The organism is Halalkalibaculum roseum (assembly GCF_011059145.1).
Classification (GTDB): Bacteria; Bacteroidota; Rhodothermia; order Balneolales; family Balneolaceae; genus Halalkalibaculum; species Halalkalibaculum roseum.
In genome coordinates this window covers 884,569-896,683 of sequence record NZ_JAALLT010000001.1, presented here as the reverse complement: position 1 = coordinate 896,683, position 12,115 = coordinate 884,569, and the positions used below count along the sequence as shown (strand labels likewise).

Below are 12,115 nucleotides of genomic sequence, written 5' to 3'. Positions count from 1 at the left end.
CTGAGATTAGACCTTGCCCCTCGAAATTCTTAACTACAGGCGCACCTTTTTCGGGATTAAATAAAACATCCATATGTCTCTAATAAGATTCATTGCAGGAGCATTTTTTTTTCTACTGTTACTGATATCCTCTTCTTCGGCACAACAGACCGAAACACTTAGAGTGTTCTTGGATTGCAACCGCTGCGACCGATCCTATATCAGGCAAGAGATACACTTCGTAGATTATGTACGGGATAAAGAGGACGCGGATCTTCATTTAATCATAACCCGTCAACGTACGGGTAGTGGCGGAATAGAATATACGCTTCGTTTTATCGGAAGATCTGCATTTAGCGACAAGGATAACAGATTAATCTATGTATCCCCGAATTCCGATACCCAGGACGAGGAACGTATAGGACTGGTTCGCTATATCAAAATCGGCCTTATTCCCTATGTTTCCGGCACTTCTGCAATAGACAATTTGGATATTATTTATGATGACACCGACTTAGTTCAAACTTCATCAGAGGAGGATAAATGGAACAATTGGGTGTTTGAGCTGGATGGCAGATCCTTTTTTGATGGGGAGGAAAATCAAAAAAGTCTTTTTCTTTCAGGCGGTGTATCGGCAGACAGAGTGACAGAAGATTGGAAAATAAATCTAGGCTACGATTACGACTATAATAAAAGGACATTTACTGATGAAGACTCCCTGGGTAATGAGATCACCGATATATTTATAACCAGAGGACAACGATTCGACGGCAGACTGGTAAAAAGTATATCCAATCACTGGTCGGCCGGTGTATTTACCGAAGCATTTTCTTCATCTCGGAATAATATTGATATCAGCGGTCAGGTGAGTCCGGCACTGGAATACAATATATTCCCCTACAGTGAATATGCTGAACATGAAATAAGTTTTCTCTTTTTAGTATCCACAGCTTTTTACAGTTATGATGAGACAACCATTTATAACAAGGATGCGGAAGTTCTGATAAAACCACAGCTGCGGTCACGACTTGATTTCACACAACCCTGGGGTGAAATAGAAGGGCGACTCAATATATCAACATATATCCATGATTTCAGCAAAAACAGAGTAGATCTTAGACTCGAATTTGACTTTAGAGTCTTCCGGGGACTGGATTTCAGCATTGACGGCCGATACTCTCTGATCAATGACCAGCTATCCATACCCAAAGGTGATATTTCAAATGCCGAACAGTTACTAAATCTCAGGCAACAACTTACCTCTTATTCTTACGGCGGATCCATTGGCATCGAATACAGCTTCGGTTCTATTTACAACAATGTCGTTAATCCTCGATTTTAAGATTGGCTAAAACAAGAAATGCCATGTTTTGGTTAACATGGCATTTCTTTTTGGTAGATCTACGTTTTACCTATTGACCATTCGAAACGTTTTTACCGTTTTGAAGCATCGTATTCAGTTTCTCACCGCCCCGTATTCCGAAATCCAGCGTGCGAATAGGGAATGGAATCATGATGTCATTTTCGTCGAAATGCTTAGTAATCGCAATGATTGCATCGCTTCGTGCTGACCAATAATCCGGGTTTTTGCGAAAATTAACCCAGAACCGAATCTTAAAGTTTATTGAACTGCCGCCGAATTCGTCATAGTAGAATTCAATACCTTTATTGGCGTCATAATTATCAAGCGTCTTGATTGCTTCAATTGCAACTTCTTTGGCTTTTTGCAGATCATCCCCATAGGAAACACCGCATGACAAGTCGATACGTCGCTCGCCGCTACTGGTGAAGTTTTGAAGCACATTTTCAAAAACACTTTTATTGGGAATGTAAACGATCTGTCCCTGAGGAGTTCTAATAATAGTGTTTCTAAGATTCATCTTCTGAACCGTACCATAGATATCATTGGTTTCAATGATATCTCCTATCCCAAACGGATGTCGAATGGATAAAATAATACCGGATATGAAATTGGAGGCAATATCCTGAAATGCAAAACCTAATGCCAAACCGATGATACCGGCACCTGCCAGCAGTGAGGTAACTGCTCCGTCGAGGTCCAAAATACTAAGCGCTATAAAAATACCGATACCCAGCACCATCACCCCTACGATTGTTTCCAGCAGGTTTATGATGTTTTTATTATCGGTAACTTTATCAAGCAGCTTCCCGATTGTGTTGCGGATAAGCTTGCCAATCACATAAAATGCAATCAGGACCAGCATTGCCATCACCAAATTTGGCAACATGCGGATGAGCTCGTCAATCCATGTTTCCAGTTTGTCGGTAATTAAATTATAGGCTTCGTTAATATTCATCAGTAATGCTTTGTTTTAATTTATTATTGCAGAAATACAGTTATTATAATTGAAAGCGTACAGCGAGCGTTCGATTACACTTCTAACGCGTTCCGGTGTACTCCTTCTTTAGTACCTGCTATTAATCGGGAATGTCTACATGGCTTATTCTGTTATCCAGTATGCTTTAATAAACTTTCAAAAAATTATTTTACCACTATGCCACAAAGAAAAGCTGATGCCGTTTGGAAAGGAGATTTAAAAGGCGGAAAAGGAACCATGAAATTTGGAAGCGGTGCTTTCGAGGGCGCTTTTTCTTTCGCTTCTAGATTCGAGGAAGGTACCGGTACCAATCCGGAAGAGTTAATCGGTGCTGCCCATGCGGGATGTTTCTCCATGGCATTTTCGAACGAGCTCGCAAAGGCAGGATTTACTCCCGAGTCAGTAGAAACGACCGCCACAGTAACTCTGGATGCCGGGGCGGGAGCTATTACGAAAATCAATCTTAAAACTACGGCGAGCGTACCGGATATTGAGAATGACAAATTCCAGGAAATCGCAAAGGGTGCCAAAGAAAACTGCCCGGTCTCAAAGGCACTTGGCGGCGTTAACATTTCGCTCGACGCCAGTCTAACCTAATTTAATTACTTGTTTGATAGGAGGTGCTCTTACAGCACCTCCTATTTCTCAATTTCGCAAACTGCACCAAAGAGGTACAGTTCATTCTATAAATCCACGCATCTCTTTATTATGGGTAGAATATTTACCGCTCTCCTTTTCTTTATTTCCACTTTGTCACTGCAGGCTTGTACGTTATCGGGTTCACCCGACTCATCGGACCCCGGTCTTCAGCCCGCTGATTTTGCCCAATCTGCCGAAGAGGTAACTCCGGCTTTAACAGGAACTACCGTTCCGAATATCACCCTGAACACGGTTGAGGGAGATAGCGTTGAGCTTTTACAGCTTGTCAAAGACAAACCGGCAGTTCTAATTTTTTATCGCGGAGGCTGGTGTCCATTCTGCAACCGGCACATGGCACAACTTCAGGAAGCCCATGCTCAATTGACAAATCTCGGTTACAATGTTTTGGCTATAAGCCCTGACAAACCGGAATACTTGCAAGCCAGCAAGCAGGAGAAAGAACTCTCTTATACGCTCCTCTCCGATAGCGATATGGAAGGAAGTATGGCATTTGGTCTGGCTTTTAAAGTAGATTCGACTACCGTTGCACGCTATAAGAAGAATGGCATTGACCTTGAAAAACGGTCGGGCTATGACCACCATTTGTTACCTGTGCCTGCCGTTTACCTTGTCAATCCGGATGGATTGATCACTTTTCAATATGTGAATCCCGATTACAAAACGAGGATAAAATCGGAGGTGCTACTGGCAGCTGCCAAAGTTTATTATCCGGATAATAACTAACACTCTTAATTTCTAGTCGTAAATATTCCTTTGTGTAGATTAATCGCCACTTAGCAATCTTATACGGTTAAACATCCTTACAAATAGTTTGTATCTTTGCGGATATGGAAGAACAAGTACAAACCAAAGAAAAAGTAGATTTAAAATCCCTTACCAAGGAAGAACTGCAGGAGTTCTGTGAGGAACAGGGGCTCCAATCCTATCGCTCTGACCAAGTCTTTCAGTGGCTTTACCAAAAAGGTGTGAGCAGCTTTGATGAGATGACCAACCTATCCAAAGACCTGCGTTCACAGCTGAGTGAGATAGCAGAGGTTAACCGTATCGAGCCTGTTACCAGTCAGGAATCATCTGACGGTACTATAAAATTTTTGTTCCGGCTTCCCGGCGATGAAGACTACAAGGTAGAGGCTGTTATGATACCTGACTTTTATCCGGATGGAGCAGCAAACAGGCTGACCGTCTGCGTATCCTCACAGGTTGGCTGTGTTTTCGGTTGCTCATTCTGTGCTACCGGTAAGATGGGATTTTTCCGAAGCCTGACTCATGGTGAAATAGTCGACCAGGTTCAATACATCAACGAAGTATGTGAAGAGAAGTTTGATAAAAAGATTACGAATATCGTGTATATGGGGATGGGAGAACCTCTGCATAATTACGAAGCAGTTGTTAATTCCGGCTCTATTATTTGTGATGATTTGGGCATAGGTCTTTCACCCAAACGAATTACCGTTTCCACGGTAGGTCTTACCAAGCAGATAAAGAGATTGGCCGATGAACGGCAGCCTTACAACCTTGCCATTTCACTCCATGCGGCCAACGATGAGAAGCGGGATGAGATTATGCCTATCAACAGCTCCATGAACCTGGCGGAGCTGAAGGAGGCCGTTCAATATTTCTATGCCAAACTTCATAGGCCGATCACCTACGAATACCTTTTATTCGATGAATTTAATGATTCCCCCAAAGATGCCCGGGAGCTGGCGCAAATAGCCCAGTGGGCACCCAGCAAGGTGAACATCATCATGTATAACGACGTAGCCGGCGTAGCCCTTAAGAGAGCCCGTGAGCAACGTCTTGACGCCTTCATGAAAGAGTTGGTACGTAATGACGTCACGGCTACCGTAAGAAGAAGTCGCGGTGATGATATCGACGCCGGGTGTGGTCAGCTGGCAATCAAGGAAGGGCAGGCTCGTGGCAAATCGATAGCCAAAAATTAAGAAAAGATTACATCCAAAACTCGAAATTCGAATGTTCGAAACGACTGCCATTTCGAATTTAGTTCATTCGAATTTTAAATTTGCTTGTTGTTTGAAATTTGAGCTCTGCTATTTATGCAAACCTAGTCGTGTATAAAGTTGAGCAGCCTTTCAAATCTGGGGAGCCATCGTTCTGAATCCCAGGAGAAGTAAATGAGGCCTGCCTTACCTACCACATGATCATGGGGTACAAAGCCCCAGAAACGACTGTCTTCACTGTCGTCCCTATTGTCGCCCATCATGAAATAGTAATCCTGCTGAAAGGTATATGTGTTTCTCTCCTCACCATTGATAATGAAGGTATCTCCGTTACGCTCCACATTATTGCCTTCATAGCGAGTGACAATATTTTCATAAACATGCCAGTTTTCAGGTGTCAATGTCACTTCCTGACCTTCAAACGGTACGACTGTAGGAGGCAGATGATCATGATTCATAAAACCGGATGAAAAACTGAAATCGACCCGAGAAAATTCGTTGTAACTCTCAGGCAAGACGAAGGGTTCAACATTGGTAACCTCAACCCAGTTACCGATGGCATTGGCTTCTGCCTGTGTCATATTTACCCTATAGCTGTTGGGACCTTCGGCTCGTATCAATTGAGCCCCCGCAGCGCGTACTTTAGCCGGGCTGAGCCTGACTCGCTCCTGTACCGTAACAATATAATTTTTCTGAATACCCGGAAAATCCTCTGCGCTTTCATTGTTAACAAACAGCTCTTTATCCCGAATAGAAAGCGTATCGCCCGGAATACCCACAGATCGTTTGATATAGTTTGTTTTGGCAGCGATAGGTGCAATATCTATAGGATAGTTAAACACTACTATGTCGTTCCTTTCGATATCCTCATAGCCCGGAATACGGGTCCACGGCAGCTTCACTCCCGGCAGGTATATATTGGTAAAAGGTACAGCCAGAACCATGGGTGTTCGAGGACCGTAACTAATTTTTGATACTACCAGAAAGTCACCCGTCAACAAGGTTTCTTCCATGGATGGGGTAGGTATTCGGTATGCTTCAAAGAAAAAGGTGCGAATGATGAGGGCGGCAATGGCAGCAAATAGCAATGCATCCATCCACTCCCTAAGCCAGCTTTTGGCTTTTTCGTGCTGATCTTTTTGTCGTTGCTTTCTCCGGGACTTGCGCTCTTCCAGCTCGTCCTTATTCTCCTTCTTTGCCAAAGTAGTTCCTTTTAAGTGTAGTTAGTATCGAAAATTAATAGTCATCCCGTCCGGCGAGTCGATCTTTCGGGTATTGTATTCACCGTCTTTATATGTCACGTTAAACCACTGATCCCGTTCGGGAGAATAAAAATAATCCTGGAAAGCTGCAGGTTCCACTTCCATCAACTTTCTGGTAAAGGTTCTTTTAATCTGCGGCATCAGATCGATGTATTTACTGGCTCCGCCATAAACGAGGCCCTCCCCGAAAGGTCCGTCCACATCCAGTATCATGAAAGGAATAGAATCGTCAACCGTAAACCAGTACTCAAACTGAATAGCTTCACCGGGTCGGAATCGCGGCCCATTGATAAGATCCTCCAGTGTTTTTGTCGGTTCCCCGAAAACAGCCTGCAGGCGGGCTCGTATCTTACTGGTTTCCATGCTGTCAATTTCCTGCTTGTCGTAGAGTCCCTGACCGGTCAACTTTACATTTTCAATTTTGTTCATAAACCAGCCCCACTTATCCTCAGTTACCTTCTCAAACTCAGGCTCACTGAACTGTGCAACAGACTGAGAGGTCAAACCGAGTACTGCAAGGCCAATTACCAGTACGAACGTAAAAAATCGTTTCTTCATATTTTTAAAATTATGTGCAAATGATAATACAAAAAGTAAGGGTGCTGTTGCACTATACCTTTTGTCAGCTTTTTTGTTTCAGTTAGTCATCATCCATAGACAAAACGGCAAGAAATGCTTCCTGAGGAACTTCAACAGATCCTACATTTTTCATTCGCTTCTTACCTTCTTTCTGTTTTTCCAGAAGTTTTCGTTTCCTGGAAATATCGCCGCCATAACATTTGGCTGTCACATCCTTGCGCATGGCTCGTATTGTATCTCTTGCTATAACGCGGGAACCTATCGCGGCTTGTATGGCAACCTCAAATTGTTGCTGGGGTATGAGCTCTTTCAGTTTCCCACATAATTTGCGGCCCAGGTCATACGCTTTGTCCCTGTGCGTGATGCTTGAAAGGGCATCAACCGGATCGCCGTTCAGCAAGATATCCAAACGCACGAGATCGCCTTTTCGGTATTCCAAAAATTCATAATCAAGTGATGCGTAGCCTCTCGTGCTGCTTTTGAGGCGGTCATAAAAATCAAAAACCACTTCAGCCATGGGCAATTCATAGGTTATCTCTACCCTGTTGCTCTGCATGTGCAGCTGGTTGATGTAATTGCCGCGCCGTTCCTGGCAGAGATTCATGATCGGTCCGATATACTCAGACGGAGTAATAATACTCGCCTTGATATAAGGTTCATACACCTGCTCCACTTTACCGGGATCGGGCATTTCACTCGGATTATCAACGATCTTCTTCACCACTTCGCTCTTCTCCATTTTATGAACTTCGTACTCTACGTTAGGTACGGTGGTGATTATATCTATATCGAATTCCCTATCCAGTCGCTCCTGAACGATTTCCATATGCAGCAGTCCAAGGAAACCGGCCCTGAATCCAAAGCCGAGTGCCTTAGAGGTTTCCGGTTGATAGGACAAGGATGCGTCATTCAGCTGGAGCTTCTCTAGAGCAGAACGAAGGTCTTCAAAATCATCAGAATCGGTTGGATAAATACCGCTGAATACCATCGGTTTCACTTCCTGGTATCCCGGAATAGGCTCTTTTGCCGGATTTTTGGTCGTAGTCAGAGTATCACCGACACGTGCATCCTGCAGCGACTTCACGCTGCCTATTACGTAGCCGACTTCCCCGGCTTCGAGCTTGTCGGTCTTCATTTTCTCAAGCTTTAGATACCCGATCTCTTCGGCATCGTATTCTTTATCGGTAGCCATGAATCGAATACCTTCGCCCTTATGAAGGGTACCCTCCATCACGCGAACATATACGATAGAACCGCGGTAGGTGTTAAAGATAGAGTCAAAAATGAGTGCTTTTAAAGGCTTGTCTTTCTCACGTCCGGGCCCGGGAATCAGTTCGTAGACAGCCTCCAGAAGAAGATCGACTCCATCACCCGTTTTACCGGAAACCTGCAAGATATCTTTGTGATCGCATCCTATAAGGTCCACAATCTGCTGGCTCACACCTTCAATATCCGCACCGGGCAGATCAATTTTGTTGATGACCGGTACAATCTCCAAATCCTGGTCAATAGCCTGGTAAAGCGTAGAGATGGTTTGGGCTTCTACCCCCTGTGCGGCGTCAACTACCAACAAAGCACCTTCACAGGCCTTAAGGGCACGGGAAACTTCATAGGCAAAATCCACATGTCCGGGTGTATCAATGAGATTGAATATCACCTTCTCGCCGTTCGGACGCTCGTAGTCCATCTTTATGGCGTGGCTCTTGATAGTGATACCTCTCTCCCGCTCCAGATCCATGTCATCCAGGATCTGTTCCTGCATTTCACGCTCGGTTATGGCACCGGTACGCTCCAAAAGGCGGTCGGCAAGTGTAGACTTGCCGTGATCAATATGAGCGATGATACAAAAGTTTCGAATTTCAGGCATAGATGTGCGTTTCTCAAAAGACGCAATTAACTTGCAAAAAAGAACGCTTAAGATACAAAATTAGCGCTGTTTTTTCATAGAGCTTTCTCATAATAAAAATGTCGCGAGCCCATCTGCTGCGACATTGATCTATGGGAGTATTCTAATAGTTAGATTTATTTATTTTCGATATCCAGAGGATCCTTCTCTGCAGGGACCGGGTTCAGCAACTCAACATGGAACCGGAAATCGTCACCTTCAAGGGTCATGGTATCGTATACTTCACGGATAAGATCAAAGACCACATCCGTTTCTCCCCTGATGCTCGTAGACAGATAGTTAACGTCAACTTCTACCTCATGTTGCGCTACCAGCTCAAGCAAAAAATCAACGCTTTCTCGAGGTTCGTTAGAATTAAGAGGTATGTAGGTAAATTGTGCCGTTGTTATCATTTTTTAGTGTATTTTATTTAAATCAAATTCGAGCCGGGATTGAAAATTTTAAGTTGGTTTAGCGGATGAATCCGGGCCGATAATTTTTGGCTTAAGAATAATTGATTAAATGCTTTTGATCAATGTTTAAACGGTACTGATTCCGCTTATCGATCTCAGAATAATTACCGGGTTTTAGGGAACAATATTTGACATATGTTGTTTAAAAGAGACAACGATTCATCTAAACCAGCTTTGCCTCAATACAATTATGATCAGAATCATTGTTTCACATTCAGTAACCCAGTTCATTTTGTTCAGCCTGGCACTGATAGCACTTGTAGCTCTACTATCGGCATAGAAGGTCGCTTGTAGCGTGATTAATGTTGTTTTATACGGATTTATGGCGGAACAAAATATGTTTTTATTTCTATAAATACGTGAGTAATTAGACTATAATGAAAGTAATCCTATTATGAAGATATTACGTTCCATTTCCCTTTTTCTATCGGCCGTTCTGTTTACCTTCGCTGCGGTATCATGCAGCGATAGCGGCCTTACAGAGCCCGACACGAATAAGAATATTAATGCTCCTTCATCATTGAAGGTAATCCTGACAGATGCCCCCGGCGACTACGAATCTGTTTTTATCGACATCCGGGAAGTCAAAGTGCGCAGAGTTGATAGCTCGGAGACTGACAGCACCGAGTCAGATTCAACCGAAAGTTACGAAGAGTGGGTAACCGTTTCCCAGGATCCCGTACGTGTTGATCTGTTAACGCTGCAAAATGGAAATACCATGATACTGGGTGAAACCGAATTGGAGCCCGGCAGCTACGATCAGATGCGTCTCGTACTTGGAGACGACAATGAAGTCGTGGTAGACGGACAGGGCTACTACCTGAAAACGCCAAGTGCTCAGCAGTCAGGACTAAAACTCAAGCTTGATGCTGAAATTGAAGAAGGAACCAGCTATTCTCTGCTCGTGGATTTTGATGCGGGTCGATCTATAGTCAAAACCGGAAAAGGCAAGAATCCGAACTTTAAATATCTGCTTAAACCGGTCTTACGTGCTGTGAACCTGGAGGCAACCGGCTCCATATCAGGGGTTGTAGTACCCAGTGACTTCACTACTTCTGTATATACTGTTATCAATGAAGATACCATTGCAACCAATACAGGCGAAGAAGGTGAGTTCCAGATTCTGGGACTGGCAGAAGGTTTCTACGACTTGAATTTTGAACCTGACAGCTCCGGTTTCCGGGATACAACTATTACCGGTATCGAAGTATTCTCCGGTGAGGACACCGCTATCGATACGGTCAGACTCAGTGAAAACTAGTTTCTAAGACTTTTAGGAATATGGCTCTGCAAAAATGCAGGGCCATATTTTTTTATGTTTAGTATCGAAATCCTGTACATGTAACTATATCATCTCAAACAGATATTCACATGCCTCTTTCATCAGCTACTCCAGAAAACCATTTTAAGTTTTTTTCTTTTTTCAGTGCAACCCTATTTCTGACATTAACCCTGATTTCAGGCTGCGGGGTCAATAGTTCTGATAATGCCGAAGGCACTCTGAATATTCGATTGACGGATGATCCTGCTACCTACCAGGCTGTGTATATTGACATACAGCAGGTAGAGTTGAACCGGGGTACCGAAGAACAGCCGCAGTGGCAAACCATCCGCTCCCAACCGATTCGGCTGGACCTGCTAAAACTCAATAACGGTGCCGATACCCTTCTGGCTTCATTTCAAATCGAGACAGGAACTTATAATCAACTGCGATTAAAATTGGGGACCAATAACGAAGTAATTGTAGCCGGAGAGAGCAATAGTCTGAGTGTCCCCAGCAGCGGAGAGTCAGGTTTCAAGGTCAATATAAATGCCACTGTAAGTGAAGATGCTCCGGTAACAAAAATCATTGATTTTGATGTTGCCCGTTCCATAGCCGTAACCGGAAACGGCCAATATTTGCTAAACCCGGTACTCAGCGTTTTTGATCCTGAAACCAGTGGCAGTGTATCCGGCCAAATGGTACCCCAAGGTGTTCCTGCGTTGGTTTCAGCGGTTATCGGTGACCAGATCATTTCCACAACTTACATAGAAAATGACGGCACCTTTTTATTGAATGGACTTGACGAGAATTTTTATAACATCCGCATTGAACCCAATAGCACGCAGTACGCAGATACCACAATTTTCGAGACCGAGGTTACCAATGCACAAACTACCGATCTGGGGATTATCCAATTTCCGGAAGAATAGGCACTCTCCCTAGTTATCTAGCATACCCGGTATGGACAGCTTCAGAAAATAACAGTAGAAGAGATAGAGAGCCATGGGTATGGCTCCAGCCAGCATACCTCCTCCGCTTGAGCCTGTACTTAAAACACCGTTCCAGGAAAAGAGGTAATAACTGGCAATGCCAGGCAACGCTACGAAAAGCATAAAAAATACGATCCATCCATATCTTTTCTCTTTAGCCAGCACATAGAGCATGTAGGGTGTAAAAACGACCACGGCAATCATGAAAAGAGTAGTTGCAATGTTGTAGAAAAAACTGATGGCGAAAAGCAGCGATCCCGGGAGTTCAAAACTCAGCCATTTTCTAAGTGTCAGAAGACGGTTATTATCCTCCAAAACGGATTCAAAGCTCATAATTGAAAATAACTTCGTACTCCTCTTTATGTCCCTCTTCAAAATGTACGGATCCTGTAATACCGGATAACTGTCCGCTCCCTGATCCTTCAACAACCGTCCATGTATCAGAGGCCACTCCTTTTTTAAAAGAACCGCGGTGTTCGAAAATAAAACTGCTTTTCATGTCTTTTAAACGACCTTCAACCTTTTCATACCCCACAAAATCAGCCGAACCATCAGAACGATAGGCCATGAGATATTCCACCGTTCCCTCTCCTTTTAATTCACCCTCGTAAATCTTTCCCACATGAGCTCGGGTCAGCTTCCCGCCTTCATCGAGATCAATTATTTTTTCCTCTTCCCATCCCGTAATTTTAAATATTGTTTTTGCTTTCATTCTACCTGTAATGGT

13 protein-coding genes are annotated in these 12,115 nt (G+C 43.7%); 6 read left to right on the top strand and 7 right to left on the bottom strand.

Annotated features, from left to right (window positions below):
- The first annotated feature begins 73 nt into the window (after window positions 1-73).
- Window positions 74-1,321, top strand: coding sequence for a hypothetical protein (locus G3570_RS03725; protein ID WP_165139288.1), 1,248 nt, complete (start codon window positions 74-76; stop codon window positions 1,319-1,321).
- Window positions 1,322-1,391: 70 nt separating this feature from the next.
- On the opposite strand, the gene G3570_RS03720 is transcribed toward G3570_RS03725, so the two are convergent.
- Window positions 1,392-2,297, bottom strand: coding sequence for a mechanosensitive ion channel family protein (locus G3570_RS03720; protein ID WP_165139286.1), 906 nt, complete (start codon window positions 2,295-2,297; stop codon window positions 1,392-1,394).
- A 198-nt stretch (window positions 2,298-2,495) separates the two neighbouring features.
- Between G3570_RS03720 and G3570_RS03715 the strand changes: the two genes are divergently transcribed.
- The 3 genes from G3570_RS03715 (at window position 2,496) to rlmN (ending at window position 4,918) form a co-directional block, all read left to right on the top strand.
- On the top strand, window positions 2,496-2,915 hold the full coding sequence (locus tag G3570_RS03715; RefSeq protein WP_165139284.1) for an OsmC family protein: 420 nt from the start codon (window positions 2,496-2,498) through the stop codon (window positions 2,913-2,915).
- Window positions 2,916-3,026: 111 nt separating this feature from the next.
- Window positions 3,027-3,701 (top strand): peroxiredoxin-like family protein, encoded by a 675-nt coding sequence (locus G3570_RS03710; RefSeq protein ID WP_165139282.1) that lies wholly within the window; start codon window positions 3,027-3,029, stop codon window positions 3,699-3,701.
- 104 nt (window positions 3,702-3,805) lie between these two features.
- Window positions 3,806-4,918: a dual-specificity RNA methyltransferase RlmN gene (rlmN, locus tag G3570_RS03705; protein ID WP_165139280.1), complete on the top strand. Its 1,113-nt coding sequence runs from the start codon at window positions 3,806-3,808 to the stop codon at window positions 4,916-4,918.
- A gap of 122 nt (window positions 4,919-5,040) precedes the next feature.
- Here the strand turns inward: rlmN and lepB are convergent, their stop codons facing one another.
- From lepB to G3570_RS03685, 4 genes are all read right to left on the bottom strand, one after another.
- Window positions 5,041-6,138: a signal peptidase I gene (gene lepB, locus G3570_RS03700; RefSeq protein ID WP_249066632.1), complete on the bottom strand. Its 1,098-nt coding sequence runs from the start codon at window positions 6,136-6,138 to the stop codon at window positions 5,041-5,043.
- A gap of 21 nt (window positions 6,139-6,159) precedes the next feature.
- Window positions 6,160-6,756, bottom strand: a complete 597-nt coding sequence (locus tag G3570_RS03695) for a hypothetical protein (RefSeq protein WP_165139278.1) — start codon at window positions 6,754-6,756, stop codon at window positions 6,160-6,162.
- 82 nt (window positions 6,757-6,838) lie between these two features.
- Window positions 6,839-8,644, bottom strand: coding sequence for a translation elongation factor 4 (gene lepA / locus G3570_RS03690; RefSeq protein ID WP_165139276.1), 1,806 nt, complete (start codon window positions 8,642-8,644; stop codon window positions 6,839-6,841).
- A 155-nt stretch (window positions 8,645-8,799) separates the two neighbouring features.
- The gene (locus G3570_RS03685; RefSeq protein WP_165139274.1) at window positions 8,800-9,075 is read right to left on the bottom strand and encodes a YkoF family thiamine/hydroxymethylpyrimidine-binding protein; all 276 of its coding nucleotides are present in this window, start codon (window positions 9,073-9,075) and stop codon (window positions 8,800-8,802) included.
- A 454-nt stretch (window positions 9,076-9,529) separates the two neighbouring features.
- Here G3570_RS03685 and G3570_RS03680 point away from each other — a divergent pair, with 454 nt between their 5' ends.
- Both G3570_RS03680 and G3570_RS03675 read left to right on the top strand, forming a co-directional pair.
- Window positions 9,530-10,396 (top strand): DUF4382 domain-containing protein, encoded by an 867-nt coding sequence (locus tag G3570_RS03680; protein ID WP_165139272.1) that lies wholly within the window; start codon window positions 9,530-9,532, stop codon window positions 10,394-10,396.
- Window positions 10,397-10,506: 110 nt separating this feature from the next.
- The gene (locus tag G3570_RS03675) at window positions 10,507-11,328 is read left to right on the top strand and encodes a DUF4382 domain-containing protein (protein ID WP_165139270.1); all 822 of its coding nucleotides are present in this window, start codon (window positions 10,507-10,509) and stop codon (window positions 11,326-11,328) included.
- 9 nt (window positions 11,329-11,337) lie between these two features.
- Here G3570_RS03675 and G3570_RS03670 read toward each other — a convergent pair whose 3' ends face one another.
- A complete protein-coding gene (locus tag G3570_RS03670) occupies window positions 11,338-11,721 on the bottom strand; it encodes a hypothetical protein (protein ID WP_165139268.1) in 384 nt (127 codons plus the stop codon).
- The gene (locus G3570_RS03665) at window positions 11,711-12,100 is read right to left on the bottom strand and encodes a DUF3224 domain-containing protein (protein ID WP_165139266.1); all 390 of its coding nucleotides are present in this window, start codon (window positions 12,098-12,100) and stop codon (window positions 11,711-11,713) included. The genes G3570_RS03670 and G3570_RS03665 overlap by 11 nt, the downstream gene beginning before the upstream one ends.
- Window positions 12,101-12,115: the final 15 nt, after the last annotated feature.